Consider the following 15,150-nt stretch of genomic DNA (forward strand, 5'->3'; position numbering starts at 1 on the left):
AATAGCGCTTTCTTGACCTCAGCAATACCACGGCAGACGGGCGTCTTACCGCTCGTCTGTTGAGCAGGCAGGGCCAGCCGGGCCAGCCGGGCCAGCCCTGCCATCGACTCAAAGACGTATATCAACCCGGACCGGCTGAGGTCCGTATTGGCCGTCTACAAACGCGACCACACGCTCGCCGAGCCGCTGGAAGGTCAGGTCTATCTCCTGCTGGCCCAGGCGTAGCCGTTTCAGCTGAATACGGTCGATGCCAAACGGCAAGCGGGGTTGAGTGATCGTGACGCTTGCGGTGTGCCCATCGATCTCCACGCCCAGGCAAGCTTGTAGCAGCATAAATACCGAGCCGGCGGCCCACGCCTGGGGTAGACAGGCCACCGGATAGGCAATCGGCGCTTCGCCCGGCGCACGTTCGAAACCGCAGAAGAGCTCTGGCAAACGCATCCCGAAATGGGCCGCGGCTTCAAACATGTTTCCGAGCAGACGTACTACCCCTTCCCGCTCACCGTAGCGCGCCATACCGGCGGCGCACAGGGCCACATCATGTGGCCAGACCGAGCCATTGTGATAGGACATGGGGTTGAACCGTACAGCGTCTGGCACCAGGGTCCGTACGCCCCATCCGGAATTGAAGGCGCGGGACAAGAGCTGTTGCGACACGGCCTGACCACGCGCCAGTTGAGGCAGCCCCGTAAACAAGAGGTGGCCTGCATTGGAGGCTCGAACCGCACATGCCTCGCCATGGCCATCCAGGGCCAGGGCATAGAACTGCCGACCCTCCAGCCAAAAATGCTTTTCCACCGCTGCCCGCAGATGCTCGGCCCGTGTGCGCCAGTGCGCGGCCTTGTCCTGCTCACCGAGCCATTCCGACAGTTCAGCCATGCTCAGATACGCCTTATAAGCATACCCTTGCACTTCAATCAGTGAGATCGGACCATCCGGTGTACGGCCATCGGCATGGAAAATCGAGTCATGACTGTCCTTCCATCCCTGGTTGGCCAGACCACTCTCTTCTGCACGGGCATAACTGATGAACCCCTGTGCGTTACGCTCGGCATTACCCTCAACCCAGCGAATAGCCTCTTGCAGTGCGGGCCAGATTTCCTGGATGAATGCCCGGTCGCCCGTACGCCGAGCATAGGCTCCAGCCAGCATGACGAACAGCGGTGTGGTATCCACCCCGCCGTAATAGCGACCGAACGGCAGCTCGTTCAGCGCCGACATTTCGCCCTTGCGCGTCTCATGCATGATCTTGCCAGGCTCGGCATCCCGGAAGCTCGACGTTTCATGAGCCTGATGTTGCGCAAGGTAAGACAGCACCCCACGGGCCAGCTCAGGATTCAACCAGAGCACCTGATGCGCCGTGATGATCGCATCACGGCCGAACGGTGTTGAATACCAGGGTACACCGGCGTAGGGATACGGCCCGCTAGGCAGCTCCGCTGTGAGCAGCGCCAGATCCGCACGGGACTTCTCCAGCCACGCCTGGAACAGACGGCCAGATGCCTTGACCTGAGCACCCCGCCGCTGTCGCCTGCGCATACTGCGCCGCGCTTGTGCAGCGGCCTGCCGATAACGTGCCCGCGAAGGCTGAGCCGGTTCTGGTCCAATGTCGATATACAGCTCCCAGCTTCCACGTCCTTCCAGAGCCACCCTGAACTGCGCGCCCTGCTCGCTTAACTCAACAGGCTGTTCGGAAAAACTGATGGCAGCACGGCGCGGCTGCTCATCGAGCCCAAGATACCGTAGCGTGACACTGCGCTCGGCCATCTGGGTATGCTCCTGCTCGCCCCGATGGCTACGCTGTTGTCCACGCACTTCAAACATGTCTCGGAAGTCCGCGCCAAACTCAAGCTCCAGCGGCACCTCAGTAGACAAGTCACTGTAGTTGGCCAGCAGGATGCGCTCATGCACATACCCCTTCCATACAAAGCGCTTGCGTTCGATGTGAATCACGCCTTCGGGCGTCGTGCTCTCACCCAGCCGCGGCAACGGCTGGTTGGTCTGATGGGAGGTAAAGTAGACATTATCCTGACTGACCGACGCTGACAGCAGCGAGGGTCGCCTCCCCGCCACGGTCAATCGGTAACGGGACACGATGCGGGTATCGTTATGGAACAAGCCATCGTCCCGCCCACCCATGTCGCCATAGGCATCTGCCACGACAAAAGTATCACCCTCCATGAGCACGAACAGGCGTTCGGGATGACGCGCCTGTTCGACCTCGCTTCCTTGCTGTGCTGACTGATCAGACATAAGGATTTCACCCATGGTCGTTACGCCGTTTGCTTGAAGTTGACTTCAGTGTTCCGATTGCCCGGCAGCTGCCGGTACAGTTCCAGATAGTGTCTGGCCATGGCCGTGGCGGAGAAGCGCTGCTCGAACACCTCCCGAACCCGACGCCGATCCAGAGTCAGGACCTGCCGCGCCGCCTCCACGGCCTGCTCCTCACTCGTTACGATATACCCGGTCACGCCCGGTTCCACGACTTCTGGCACTGAGCCACAGTGCCAGGCAATCACCGGCGTCCCGCAGGCCATAGCCTCGATCATCACCAGCCCGAACGGCTCAGGCCAGTCGATGGGAAAGAGCAGCGCCCGCGCGTTACCCAGAAATTCAGATTTTTCACTATCACCAATTTCGCCAATGAACTCCACCAGCGGATCATCCAGAAGCGGCTTGATCTCCTGTTCGAAGTACTTGCGATCGGCGTTGTCCACCTTGGCCGCCAACTTGATGGGAACACCTGCCTGCCGTGCAATGGCAATCGCCCGATCAGGCCGTTTCTCTGGAGAAATGCGGCCCAGAAATGCCAAGTACCCTTCGCCCATCTGCTCATGGAACCGGTACGTGGACGCATTCAGACCGTGGTGCACCGTGCCGTGCCAGTTGGCAAAAGCCAGTGGCGTGCGTTGATGGTGAGAAATGGACACCAGCGGGAACCGGTGCCAACGCCGGTAGGCTTCCGGCAATCCCTTGAGGTCGAGCCGCCCGTGGAGAGTGGTCAGTGTCCGCTCAGCCAAGGGCTCGAACAACGGGAAATGGAGCAGATCCACATGAAAATGCAGGACATCAAACTCATCGGCCCGCTCCTGCAACGTGTGCAGCATACTCAAGTGACTGGCAATATCAGACTTGAGCGGTGCAGGGTCCAGTCGTAGCGCCCGCTCGCAACCGGGCACAAGTTGGGCTGATGTGCGGGAGTCAGCGGATGCAAACAGAGTGACTTCATGACCCAACTCGACCAGCGCATCGGTCAGGTGAGCCACCACTCTTTCCGTTCCGCCGTAGAGACTTGGCGGAACGGCCTCGTACAAGGGGGCAATCTGCGCGATCTTCATCAATTAATCTCCTTGAAAAAAGGATGAACAAGGCCAGAAAGGTGCGAATGTTCGCTGGCAAAAATGCCGCGGAAAAATGTAAGGATCAGCCGATAAATTTCAAGTGCTGCCGAGTGGCAAAAGCCGCTCTGCTGACTAATGCCTGGAACCTCCCTGCGTTCAGGCACTCCCTCGTAAACCAGTCGATTCAGGTAACAGCCATGAGCAACATAAAAGGCAAGGTCATTGTCATTACCGGTGCCAGCAGTGGCATTGGCGAGGCCACCGCACGGCTATTGAGCTCAGAGGGCGCGACGGTCGTCCTGGGCGCACGTCGGCTGGATAAACTGAACGCCATTGCCGAGGGGCTGCGAACCGTTGGCGGTCGCGTTGAGGTGGTGCAGATGGATGTGGCCAAGCGGGATGACGTCGAGTTGCTTATCCAGGCAGCCATTACGGCCTTTGGGCGGGTCGATGTGATGATCAATAATGCGGGCATCATGCCCAACTCGCGACTCGATCAGCGTAAGGTCGAAGATTGGGAGCGCATGATCGATATCAATCTCAAGGGCACCCTTTACGGGATTGCGGCGGTCCTGCCGATCATGCAGCAGCAGAAGAGCGGACACATCATCAATGTCTCGTCCCTGTCCGGCCATCGGGTGCGCCCGACCAGTGCCGTGTATTCGGCAACCAAATTCGGCGTACGCGCGATTGCCGAAGGGCTGCGCATGGAGATGACGCCCTACAACATCCGCAGCACGATCATTTCACCCGGCCCGGTCGATACGGAGCTGCCCAATAGTGTGACGGACGAAGACGTTGCCAAAAGCGTGCGGCACATTCATGAGATGGCTATCCCTGCCCTGTCGGTTGCCCAGTCCATTGCCTTTGCCATCGGTCAACCGGCAGCGGTCGATATCAACGAGATCCTACTCAGGCCGACAGCCATGGAATAAAGGCGATTACCCCGCTTCCTGACCGCGAGAAAAGATCCGAATCACCTCATCCAGGTGCGCCCGCATGGCGGAGCGTGCCTCTTGCGCATTGCGGGCCTGCAATGCCTTCAGTACACGCAGATGCTCGTCCTCAGAGCGATGGGGCATGTCCTCAGGGGTATAGTGTGCCTGCAAGCGCTGAAACATCGAGCCATAGCGGTGCCCTAGCAGGTGCTGGATCATCAGGGCATAGGCCGGATTACCGCTGGCCTGGGCGATGCGGATATGAAACAGGCGATCGCCGGGATGGGTCGTCGAGCCCTCGCGGTTGTCCTGCACATTGCGCTCATAGGCCGCGTGAATACCGGCCAACTCTTCCTCGCTGGCATTGATTGCAGCCAGGGCCGCCGCTTCCGGCTCGATCAGCTGCCGCGCCTGAAGCAGCGAGAACGGCGGGATCTCAGCATTGAAATCCACCTGCACATCCAGCTCGGGATCAGGCCCTACCCACTGGCCGCGCGCCGCCAACTCCATCACCGGCGCATCGTCTGCCGGACGCTGGTCGCCAGCACAAACCAGTACGCCGTTACCAACCCGCACATCCACAAGGCCAATGACTTCGAGTGCAATGAGCGCTTCACGTACCGAAGCCCGACTGACACCCATTAGCTTGGCCAGCTCTCGCTCGGCCGGCAGGCGACTCCCAGGAGGAAATTCGCCACTGTCAATCAGGCTGCGCAGCTGATCGGCGATCTGACGATAAAGCCTTGGATTTTCAATTGTTTGTATTGGCATCACGTATCCCACTGGTATACATCGCGTCGCTTGCGCTACAGAAAAAACTTGCGCAGCCGCTGACTCACTGCTAAACCAGAGGACCAATGGCCTGACCATTAGCCGCTCGATATGCCCCCAGCATAGCAGCGGTTAACGCAAGCGGGTCATGCATACGAATAATAAAAACAGGAGGCTCTCATGTCCGTTGCTGGAAAACGTGTCCTCGTCACCGCCGCTGCTCAAGGAATTGGCCGGGCCAGCGTTCTGGCCTTTGCCGAAGCGGGCGCTGACGTCATTGCGGTCGATATCAACGCTACCGCCCTCGCCGAGCTTCCCAATGTTCGTACCCATGTTCTTGATGTCACTCAGCCCGATGCTATCCAGACACTTGCCAGTGAGTTAGGCGCTGTTGATGTGCTCTTCAACTGCGCCGGTTACGTGCACAGCGGCACCATTCTCGACTGTGATGAGGATGCCTGGAAGTTCTCCTTCGATCTGAACGTTACCGCCATGTACCGGATGATTCGTGCCTTTCTACCGGCCATGATCGAAAACGGCGGCGGCTCGATCATCAACATGTCCTCGGTGGCGTCCAGCGTAAAAGGCGTCCCGAATCGCTTTGCTTACTGCGCCAGCAAGGCCGCTGTTCTCGGCCTGACTAAATCCGTAGCGGCTGATTTCGTCGCCAAGGGTATTCGCTGCAATGCGATCTGCCCCGGCACGGTCGACTCGCCTTCCCTGCGCCAGCGTATTGCGGCGCAAGCCCAGCAGGAAGGCCGAGCCGAAGACGAGGTCTATGCTGCGTTTGTGTCCCGCCAACCCATGGGCCGAATCGGCAAGCCGGAGGAGATCGCCGCATTGGCGCTCTACCTTGGCTCAGAGGCTTCAGGCTTCACAACGGGCACCATCAACGTTATCGATGGCGGATGGGTCGCTTAAGGCCACCGCACACCCTCTTATTGCACAAGGAAACCGCTCATGAAATTGCTGCGTTACGGGGAAAAGGGTCAGGAAAAACCGGGCTTGCTGGATGCTCAAGGTCAGATTCGTGACCTCTCTGGCCATATTGATGACATCGCGGGCCAGGCCATCACTGCTGAAGGACTCGACACGCTCAGGAATATTGATCAGAGCAGTCTGCCCGTTGTGAACGGTTCCCCTCGCCTTGGCCCCTGCGTGGGCCGTGTCGGCAAGTTCATCTGTATCGGTCTTAACTATGCCGACCATGCAGCCGAGTCCGGATTGGAAGTGCCGAAAGAACCTGTCGTGTTCAACAAGTGGACCAGTGCCATCTGCGGCCCGAACGACGACGTAGAGATCCCGCGTGGCTCCACCAAGACCGATTGGGAAGTTGAGCTGGGCGTGGTGATTGGCAAGGCCGGGCGCTACATCGACGAAGCCAATGCCATGGATTATGTAGCGGGCTATTGCGTAATCAATGATGTATCCGAGCGTGAGTGGCAGATCGAGCGTGGCGGCACCTGGGATAAGGGCAAGGGGTTCGATACCTTCGGCCCGCTCGGCCCCTGGCTGGTCACCAAAGATGAAATAGCCGATCCGCACGCGCTCGACCTCTGGCTGGAAGTGGATGGCAAGCGTTACCAGAACGGTAATACCCGCACCATGGTGTTCAAGGTGCCGGAGCTGATCGCCTACCTGAGCCGCTGCATGAGCCTGCAACCGGGGGATGTCATTTCCACGGGTACCCCGCCTGGAGTAGGTCTGGGCATCAAGCCCGAACCAGTCTACTTGAAGCCCGGCCAGGAAATGCGCCTGGGCATCGCGGGCCTGGGCGAGCAGAAGCAGCGCACGGTTCAGGCTGACTGAAACCATACCCTTCGGGTGATTGGGACGTTTAACCGCGTCGCACGCCCGGAGAAGCGCCCGCTCAACATGCGCTCTCATATGAAGAGCTTTTGAGCGGGCCTCCAACACAGCGTTGACAAGCCCGGCATCAAGGGCTTCCGGAGAACCGATATGACAATAACAATCACCGGTCTTCGCGTAGAGGACATTCGTTTTCCTACGTCCCAGGCATTGGACGGGTCGGACGCCATGAACCCCGATCCCGATTACTCTGCCGCCTATGTGATTCTTGAAACCGACCAGCCTGGGCTCGAAGGCCACGGCATGACCTTTACCATTGGCCGGGGCAACGAGATCTGCTGTGCGGCCATTCAGGCACTGGAAGGTCAGATCAAAGGGCTTGATCTGGAATGGATCACGGCAGACATGGGCCGCTTCTGGCGCCACATGACCAGCGACAGCCAACTGCGCTGGATCGGTCCGGACAAGGGCGCCATCCACTTGGCGACCGGTGCCGTCGTGAATGCGGCCTGGGACCTGTGGGCCAAGCAGGTTGGCAAGCCGGTCTGGCAGCTGGTCGCCGACATGTCGCCGGAAGAATTCGTACGGTGCGTCGACTTTCGCTACATCACCGACTGCATCACACCGCAAGAAGCGATACAACTGCTCACGGAGCGCGCCAAAGGCAAGGAAGAACGCATCGGCCTGCTCAAGGCCCATGGCTACCCCTGCTACACCACCTCTGCCGGCTGGCTTGGCTATCCGGATGACAAACTCCGCCGCCTCTGTCAGGAGGCCATTGATGCAGGCTTCTCTCATGTAAAGCTCAAGGTCGGCCGTGACCTTGAGGACGATATCCGCCGCGTCACCATTGCCCGTGAAGTGATAGGCCCTAACCGACACTTGATGATCGATGCCAACCAGGTTTGGGAAGTCAACGAGGCCATCGATTGGGTAAACAAGCTGTCGTTTGCCAAGCCCTGGTTCATCGAGGAACCCACCAGCCCGGACGACGTAGAAGGTCATCGCGCGATCAAAGAGGGTATTACCCCGGTCAAGGTGGCTACCGGCGAGATGTGCCAGAACCGTATTCTGTTCAAGCAATTCATCATGCGTGGCGCCATCGACGTGGTACAGCTCGATGCCTGCCGCCTGGGTGGTTTGAACGAAGTGCTTGCTGTGCTGCTCATGGCCGCCAAGTACGAGCTACCTGTCTGCCCCCATGCCGGCGGCGTTGGACTGTGCGAATACGTGCAACATATCTCGATGATCGATTACCTGTGCGTGGCGGGCACGCATGAAGGGCGCGTTGTGGAGTATGTCGATCATCTTCATGAGCATTTCGAAGACCCCTGCGTCATGAAGGGCCCCGCCTACCTGCCGCCCCAGGCACCAGGATTTTCGATCACCATGAAACCGGCCTCGCGCCAGCAGTATCGGTTTCCCCGTAACACTTAGCGGCAGGTTGAGTAGAGGGCCTACCCTTTTACTCAACGAGCATATCGGAGGGACCAGCCTCACCGATCCCGCCGCCCACTGCTTTCAGGAGACAATAACAATGACACGCCCTGAAATACCCAGAATCGACGCACATCAACACTTCTGGCATTACGAGCCGGATCAGTACCGCTGGATCGACAACAGCATGTCGGTGTTAAAGCGCGACTATCTGCCCTCGGATCTCGAGCCGCTTCTTAAAGAACACCAGATGACGGGATGCATTGCCGTTCAGGCCCGGCAATGCGAGGAGGAGACTGACGCACTGCTGGCGCTGGCTGCGAAACATCCGTGGATTGCCGGCGTTATTGGTTGGGTAGATCTACAAGCGCCCAACCTGCTTGAGTCGCTCGATCGCTGGCAAGGCCAGCCGCGCCTGCGTGGCTTTCGCCACCAGATCCAGGACGAAGCGGACCCGGATGCCTTTCTCGCCGACACCGCATTCAACAAGGGTGTGGCCATTATTCAGGCCCGCGGCTACCTCTATGAAATCCTTATCAAGTCCCCCTCGCTCAAGGCCGCGTACGCCTTTGCCCGAAGGCATGACCGGCAGCCCCTGGTGCTTGATCACTTGGGCAAACCTGATATCACACATGGCAATCTGCAGACCTGGGCTGAGCAGCTGGCGCCGTTGGCTGCCCTCCCCCATGTGCACTGCAAGTTGTCCGGACTGATTACGGAGGCTGGCTGGACAACCTGGCGACCGGACTATCTGGTCGCCTATATGAGCCAGGCGCTGGAGCTGTTCGGCCCGGAGCGCGTGCTGTTCGGATCGGACTGGCCGGTGTGCCGGCTGGCGGGCGAGTACGACCATGTCCATGCCCTGGCTCAGCTGGCCATCGCGCCCCTCTCATCCGCCGAGCAGTCCGCCATCATGGGCGGCAATGCAATTCGCCTGTATGGCCTTACGGTCAATGCACAGGAGCACGCCGCATGAACCTGCATCTGGATGGAAAAGTTTTTATCGTAACCGGCGGCGGCTCAGGGATCGGCGGCGCCATTTCCCTCGGTCTGGCTGACGAAGGCGCTATCCCAGTGATTGTCAGCCGCACACCGTTGGAAGATGACTTCGCAGCCAAGCTGGACGCGCTTCAGCCACAGACACTCTTTATCCAGACTGAACTGTGCGATGAAATCTCTTGCCGCGCAGCCGTCGAGCAAACCTTGACCCGATTTGGCCGCCTGGACGGACTGGTCAACAACGCCGGGGTCAACGACGGGGTCAGCCTTGAGGCTGGACGCGAGGCGTTTATCCAGTCGCTGGAAAAGAACCTCATTCATTACTATGTGATGACCCATCTCTGCCTCGACGCCCTTCGGGACAGCCAGGGCAGCATCGTCAATATCAGCTCCAAGACCGCACTCACCGGCCAGGGCAACACCAGTGGTTACACCGCCGCCAAAGGCGCACAGCTGTCCCTTACCCGAGAATGGGCCGCCTCGCTGCTGGCTGATGGCATCCGCGTGAATGCAGTCATCCCGTCCGAGGTGATGACGCCTTTGTACGAGAACTGGCTGAACACCTTTGACGATCCTAAAGACAAACTGGACAAAATCGTCAGCAAGATTCCGCTGGGCAAGCGCATGACCACTCCCGAGGAGATTGCCGACACGGTCGTCTTCCTTCTATCACCTCGCGCTGCCCATACCACCGGGCAATGGCTCACGGTCGATGGCGGCTATATGCATCTGGACAGGGCACTCACATGAGCACTCGCTACTGCATGGCGCTGGACCTCAAGGATGACCCTGCGCTCATTGCCGAATACGAGCAGCTGCACGCGCGTATCTGGCCCGAGATCACCACCCATCTGCGCAACGCCGGTGTGCAGGACATGCAGATCTACCGCCTCGGCACGCGCCTGTTCATGATCATGGATGTCGGTGCCGACTTCAGTGTAGATGCCTTCGAAGCCGCCGCCGCGGCCAATCCCAAGGTGCAGGAATGGGAAGCGCTGATGTGGCGATACCAGACACCGACACCCTGGACGCCGCAGGGCAGCAAATGGATTCCTCTGCAGAAGATCTTTGCACTGGCCGAGCAACCTGCCCCAGCGTAGACAGTGCATGCCTGATGTATGAGCACTCTGGAAAACAACAATAACTGGAGTCATTCATGTCTACGCTTACCGCCCCGCTCGACAGTGCCCTGACCAAGAGCCGTCGCCGAATTATTCCATTCGTGGCCCTGATGTTTGCCATGGCCATTATCGACCGTTCTAACGTTGGGTATGCCAAGCTCGCATTGCAGGCCGACACAGGGATCGGCGATGCAGCCTTTGCTCTCGGCGCGGGAATCTTCTTTATCGGCTACGCGCTTTTCGAAGTTCCCAGCAACCTTATCCTCCACCGTATCGGTGCACGGATCTGGTTGAGCCGAATCATGGTGACCTGGGGCCTCGTTTCGGCTGCCATGATGTTCGCTCAGAGCGAAATGTCCTTCTATATCCTCCGCTTTCTGCTGGGCGTGGCCGAGGCAGGCCTCTCGCCAGGTGTCGTGCTGTATCTCACTTACTGGTTCCCTCATCGCCACCGCGGTGCCGCGTATGGGCTGTACTACTTTGGCGTACCGGCTTCGCTGCTACTGGGCGGCCCCGTATCCGGCTGGCTGCTGGAAATGCATGGTGTATTCGGCCTGCGCAACTGGCAATGGATGTTCGTGGTGGAAGGACTGCTTGCCTCGGTCATTGGCGTGATTGCGTTTTTCTACCTACCGAACCGCCCGCGGGATGCACGGTGGCTGACCCGGGACGAGAAAACGGCACTGCACAAGGCTATCGAACAGGAAGAGACAGACAAGAAGGAACATAGCCCTTCCTCCTGGAAGGCAGCCCTCGTCAACCCAAAGGTCATGTACTTCGTACTGATCTATTTCACTATCCAGGTAAGCGTTTATGGCGTCCTGTTTTATCTTCCGGCGCGCATCGCTCAGCTGCTCGGCACCAAGATCGGCTTTGAGGTTGGCATGCTGACGGCCATTCCCTGGCTATTCACCCTGGGTGCACTGTTCATGGTGACTCGCTATGCAGACCGCACCGGCAAGCATCGCCAACTGGCAGTGGCCATGCTGCTGCTCGCCGCAGTGGGCATAGCAGGATCGACGGTTATCGAAAGCATCGTGCCCGTGCTGTTTGCCTTCTGCCTCGCGGCTGCCGGCTTTATCACTGTTCAGCCGCTCTTCTGGACGCTTCCCACCCGCTACCTGGGCGGTGTCGCAGCAGCCAGCGCAATTGCCCTGATCGGTGCGCTGGGCAACCTGGGCGGCTTTCTTGCGCCCACCCTTAAAACCTATATGGAACAGACGTTCGCCAATCCCCACGCCGGCATGTACACCCTGGCAACTGTCGCCCTGCTTGGCGCAGGCCTGCTGGCCCTAGGGGGAACGGCTATTCAACGCCAGGACGCCGGTTTTGCTGTACCCACCAAATGACCTCAACGCTGCACAACGATAAGAACCACGGAGAGCTGTCATGTTAGTCAACCAAACCAGAACGGCCACACCCGTTGCCAGCCAGGAACGCTCGGGCTATCAATGGGCATTCATCCTTGTCACCAGCCTGTTCTTCATGTGGGGCCTGTCGTATGGCCTGCTGGACGTACTCAACAAACACTTCCAGGAAACGCTGCACGTCACCAAGGCGCAGTCCGGCCTGCTTCAGGCGGCGTACTTCGGCGCCTATTTTATCGTTGCCCTGCCCGCCGGGATCTTCATGGGCAAGCGCGGCTACAAGGCCGGCATCCTGGTCGGGTTGTGCCTGTATGCCCTGGGTGCCTTGCTGTTCGTTCCGGCAGCGTCTTCAGCCAGCTTTGCCATGTTTCTTTTTGCCTTGTTCGTAATCGCCTGCGGTCTGGGCTGCCTGGAAACGGCAGCCAATCCCTATGCCACGGTTCTGGGCGATCCGAACGGAGCCGAGCGCCGCCTCAATTTCGCCCAGTCTTTCAACGGCCTCGGTCAGTTCACCGGCCCAATCCTGGGCGGCACCCTGTTCTTTTCGGCCACCAACAGTGCAGGTACCGCCTCCTCCGACAGCCTGGGCTCGGTCAGCATGATCTATGTGGGTATCGCAGCGCTGGTTCTGATGATTGCCGTGCTCTTTGCCAAGACCTCCCTGCCCGACCTTCGCAATCAGGAAGAAGCCGTTGCCCGGCAGGACAGCCGCACACTCTGGCAGCACAAGCATTTCGTCGGCGGCGTCATCACCCAATTTTTCTACGTGGCGGCGCAGGTAGGTGTGGGTGCCTTCTTTATCAACTACGTGACTGAACACTGGTCCGACACCTCCAGCCAGTCCGCGTCGTTCATGCTGTCCATTGCCATGCTGTGCTTCATGCTGGGCCGTTTCTTCAGCACCTGGCTGATGGGATTCATCGCGCCGGCTCGTCTGATGATGATCTATGGCGTGATCAACTTTTTCCTCTGCGGTCTGGTAGTGGCCGGATTCGACGGCATTGCCGTAGTAGGTTTAATCGCTGTGTTCTTCTTCATGTCGATCATGTTTCCCACCATCTTTGCGCTGGGTGTGAAGAACCTCGGCCCACACACCAAGCGCGCCAGCTCCTTCATGATCATGGCTATCGTGGGTGGCGCGATCATGCCCTACTTCATGGGCCTCATTGCCGATATGAGCAGCACTGCATATGCGTACTCGCTGCCCATGCTTTGCTTTGCCCTGGTGATCTGGTACGGCGCCTCGCAGCAGCGCAGCGCCTGACCACCGAGCGGGCCAGGTACGCCTGGTCCGCTTCATCGCCTCCTTACTGCCTTTTATCTCTGCTCAATCGGTTGAATGGCTCAAGGCCGGTTCACCAGCTGGATTTATCCGCCTGGTCTGGATACCCTTATGTAACGTGAAATTCATCACGCATCTTCAACGTCAGTACCGTCGTTTCGAGTCCTGCAAGGAAGCATCATGGGCACACACGACCGCGGTCAACAGCAAGACGATGGGCACAAGCCCATGCTTGTGCATGAACCAAATCCTGTCACCCGACCACTCAAGCGCCGCCGTACATTAACCCTGGCTCAACTTCTGTGGCTGGCGTTGCTGCTGTTTGCCAGCCTGCTGGCCTGGAATGCGCTGGAGGACATTGAACAGCTGCAAGCCCCTGTCATGCTGCTTGAGCCCGCTGACGGTATCGATACTCCCCCTTCGGCCCAGGGGCCTGTCGATCTTTCGCTGGATCAGACCGAAGTCGCTTCTTCTGCTGACCTGACCTGTATGCGAAGCGACGGCGAGACCGATGACTCGATCATTCGCTGCCATCTGGGAAAGCCGCCATACCCTCATCGAGGAGCGGTCCCCAGAGCCTACCGCGCCCACCATGATCACCTGCCACGGGCGCTCATCTATCCGGCCGACCCGGTACGGGAAAGCGAGCAGCACTGGGTTGAGGCATGGGGCAGCAGTGAAAGCTATCTGGCGGCCTGGGAGATTGTTAACAACCGCATCGACGACACCAGCGTATGCGGCAACTACCGCAAGGATTCGGTCGGCTATAGCGAATGCCGCAAGGGCGCCAAGGAATACTTCAGACAAAAGTGCCAGGACTGGCGCGTCCGCCACGATAAGGATGAGCAGAACAAAAGCAAATGGATGGAAGAACGGTACTGCTCGGCCAAAAGCCATTTCGATCCGATGGGCTAACACCGCCTAACACGTCAAGCCCGTCTCATAAGCAGAACCCGTTCACCAATTCGGCTGATCCCGCTCGCCACGCTTTCCAATCCCCTATATACGGTGCGCCGGCTGACCTCTGATTGCAGGTCGGCTCTACTCCATTTGAGCTCATAGGGAGATCTCATGCTCAAGCGTAACCCCGCGGTTGCCCTGTTTTTCACCCTGATATGCGCCTGCCTGCTGTCCGCCTGCTCCAACGAAGAGGCGCAGCGCAAGGCACTCATTGAATTCCTGCAAACCCGCATCATCGATAAGCCCGGCGTACACGTTCCGGTTCTTCGGGACGAAGACAAGAACCTCTTTGGCGAATACAGCGCCCAGTATGCGGCGATGCAGCACTTTCACGAGTCCCTCAACAAGCGAACCGAAGACTCGCTGACCACGGCGATGAAGCAGATGAACATCAGCTCGATGGGACAGGCTATTCAGCGCCGCGAGGATATTCAATCTGCCCAAAAAACGCTGAACGAGCTGCCGGCGCTGATCAGCGAAGAACAGGCGAAGGCGGATGAAGCGCGTAAATCCTTCAAGCAGCCGGAAGATCTGAAGGCTGCCTATGACAAGGCCTATGATCGAGTTGTCACCCAGCCGGCCGAAGCCATGAAGAACATGATGCCGGTTGCCAGCGAGACCCTGACGGCAACGCTCGAAGCGCTTGATTACATCAATGCCCATCAGGACGTGATCAAGGTCAACGGTGCCATGATCGAAGTATCCGACCCCGCTATCCAGAAAGAACTGAACACCCGTCTCCAGGCCCTGAACACCAAGGCCCAGGCGACCATGCAGGCTCAACGCAAGATGGTAGCGGTCGTTTACGGTCGCGGGTAGGAAAGTCGGTGAAGGAAAGGCTGGACAGCGGCTCTCTGCCCAGCCTTTTCATGGGTCAACTGGGGACAAGCGGAGTATCCGGGTCAATCACGTCAGGGTTATCGGTCACGTCATCCGGGTGATCAATGATCCCATCAGGCCCTACTGGCTCATCGGGCCAGGGCGACTCCTGGCCACCGCCTGGGTTGATCGGGCTTGGATCCATCGCGTGAATGGGCGCCAGCAGTTCATCACTCATGATGCACCTCGCGTTCTTATCTTTTAATAAATGTTACTCTGTTGGATAGCCGTTCACGGCAAATGTTC

General features: G+C 58.7%; 15 protein-coding genes. 11 read left to right on the forward strand and 4 right to left on the reverse strand.

Annotated elements, in window-relative coordinates:
• Positions 1 to 108 precede the first annotated feature (108 nt).
• Positions 109 to 2,253: an amylo-alpha-1,6-glucosidase gene (locus QWJ10_RS00655; protein WP_289923522.1), complete on the reverse strand. Its 2,145-nt coding sequence runs from the start codon at positions 2,251 to 2,253 to the stop codon at positions 109 to 111.
• 20 nt (positions 2,254 to 2,273) lie between these two features.
• On the reverse strand, positions 2,274 to 3,338 hold the full coding sequence (locus QWJ10_RS00660; protein WP_019366635.1) for a glycosyltransferase family 4 protein: 1,065 nt from the start codon (positions 3,336 to 3,338) through the stop codon (positions 2,274 to 2,276).
• 200 nt (positions 3,339 to 3,538) lie between these two features.
• Here QWJ10_RS00660 and QWJ10_RS00665 point away from each other — a divergent pair, with 200 nt between their 5' ends.
• On the forward strand, positions 3,539 to 4,276 hold the full coding sequence (locus QWJ10_RS00665) for an SDR family oxidoreductase (RefSeq protein ID WP_289923525.1): 738 nt from the start codon (positions 3,539 to 3,541) through the stop codon (positions 4,274 to 4,276).
• A gap of 6 nt (positions 4,277 to 4,282) precedes the next feature.
• On the opposite strand, the gene QWJ10_RS00670 is transcribed toward QWJ10_RS00665, so the two are convergent.
• Entirely contained in the window at positions 4,283 to 5,050 is a 768-nt protein-coding gene (locus tag QWJ10_RS00670) for a FadR/GntR family transcriptional regulator (protein WP_289923528.1), read from the reverse strand.
• A 180-nt stretch (positions 5,051 to 5,230) separates the two neighbouring features.
• Here QWJ10_RS00670 and QWJ10_RS00675 point away from each other — a divergent pair, with 180 nt between their 5' ends.
• The 10 genes from QWJ10_RS00675 (at position 5,231) to QWJ10_RS00720 (ending at position 14,844) form a co-directional block, all read left to right on the forward strand.
• On the forward strand, positions 5,231 to 5,971 hold the full coding sequence (locus tag QWJ10_RS00675) for an SDR family oxidoreductase (RefSeq protein WP_286787006.1): 741 nt from the start codon (positions 5,231 to 5,233) through the stop codon (positions 5,969 to 5,971).
• 39 nt (positions 5,972 to 6,010) lie between these two features.
• On the forward strand, positions 6,011 to 6,859 hold the full coding sequence (locus tag QWJ10_RS00680) for an ureidoglycolate lyase (RefSeq protein WP_289923534.1): 849 nt from the start codon (positions 6,011 to 6,013) through the stop codon (positions 6,857 to 6,859).
• A 150-nt stretch (positions 6,860 to 7,009) separates the two neighbouring features.
• Positions 7,010 to 8,296: an L-fuconate dehydratase gene (locus QWJ10_RS00685; RefSeq protein WP_010797504.1), complete on the forward strand. Its 1,287-nt coding sequence runs from the start codon at positions 7,010 to 7,012 to the stop codon at positions 8,294 to 8,296.
• A 100-nt stretch (positions 8,297 to 8,396) separates the two neighbouring features.
• Positions 8,397 to 9,272, forward strand: coding sequence for an amidohydrolase family protein (locus QWJ10_RS00690; RefSeq protein ID WP_289923536.1), 876 nt, complete (start codon positions 8,397 to 8,399; stop codon positions 9,270 to 9,272).
• Positions 9,269 to 10,045: an SDR family oxidoreductase gene (locus QWJ10_RS00695; protein WP_289923538.1), complete on the forward strand. Its 777-nt coding sequence runs from the start codon at positions 9,269 to 9,271 to the stop codon at positions 10,043 to 10,045. The genes QWJ10_RS00690 and QWJ10_RS00695 overlap by 4 nt, the downstream gene beginning before the upstream one ends.
• Positions 10,042 to 10,395: an L-rhamnose mutarotase gene (locus QWJ10_RS00700; RefSeq protein WP_289923539.1), complete on the forward strand. Its 354-nt coding sequence runs from the start codon at positions 10,042 to 10,044 to the stop codon at positions 10,393 to 10,395. The genes QWJ10_RS00695 and QWJ10_RS00700 overlap by 4 nt, the downstream gene beginning before the upstream one ends.
• A 56-nt stretch (positions 10,396 to 10,451) precedes the next feature.
• Positions 10,452 to 11,765, forward strand: coding sequence for an MFS transporter (locus tag QWJ10_RS00705; RefSeq protein ID WP_289923540.1), 1,314 nt, complete (start codon positions 10,452 to 10,454; stop codon positions 11,763 to 11,765).
• 40 nt (positions 11,766 to 11,805) lie between these two features.
• Positions 11,806 to 13,047 carry an L-fucose:H+ symporter permease gene (fucP, locus tag QWJ10_RS00710; RefSeq protein WP_019366643.1) on the forward strand — a complete coding sequence of 414 codons (1,242 nt, stop codon included), beginning with the start codon at positions 11,806 to 11,808 and terminating at the stop codon, positions 13,045 to 13,047.
• A gap of 198 nt (positions 13,048 to 13,245) precedes the next feature.
• The gene (locus QWJ10_RS00715) at positions 13,246 to 13,980 is read left to right on the forward strand and encodes a hypothetical protein (protein WP_289923542.1); all 735 of its coding nucleotides are present in this window, start codon (positions 13,246 to 13,248) and stop codon (positions 13,978 to 13,980) included.
• 156 nt (positions 13,981 to 14,136) lie between these two features.
• On the forward strand, positions 14,137 to 14,844 hold the full coding sequence (locus QWJ10_RS00720; protein WP_289923543.1) for a DUF3053 family protein: 708 nt from the start codon (positions 14,137 to 14,139) through the stop codon (positions 14,842 to 14,844).
• 55 nt (positions 14,845 to 14,899) lie between these two features.
• Here the strand turns inward: QWJ10_RS00720 and QWJ10_RS00725 are convergent, their stop codons facing one another.
• Positions 14,900 to 15,082 (reverse strand): hypothetical protein, encoded by a 183-nt coding sequence (locus QWJ10_RS00725; RefSeq protein ID WP_019366646.1) that lies wholly within the window; start codon positions 15,080 to 15,082, stop codon positions 14,900 to 14,902.
• Positions 15,083 to 15,150 lie beyond the last annotated feature (68 nt).

This window comes from Pseudomonas sp. WAC2 (assembly GCF_030403525.1).
GTDB lineage: Bacteria > Pseudomonadota > Gammaproteobacteria > Pseudomonadales > Pseudomonadaceae > Chryseomonas > Chryseomonas luteola.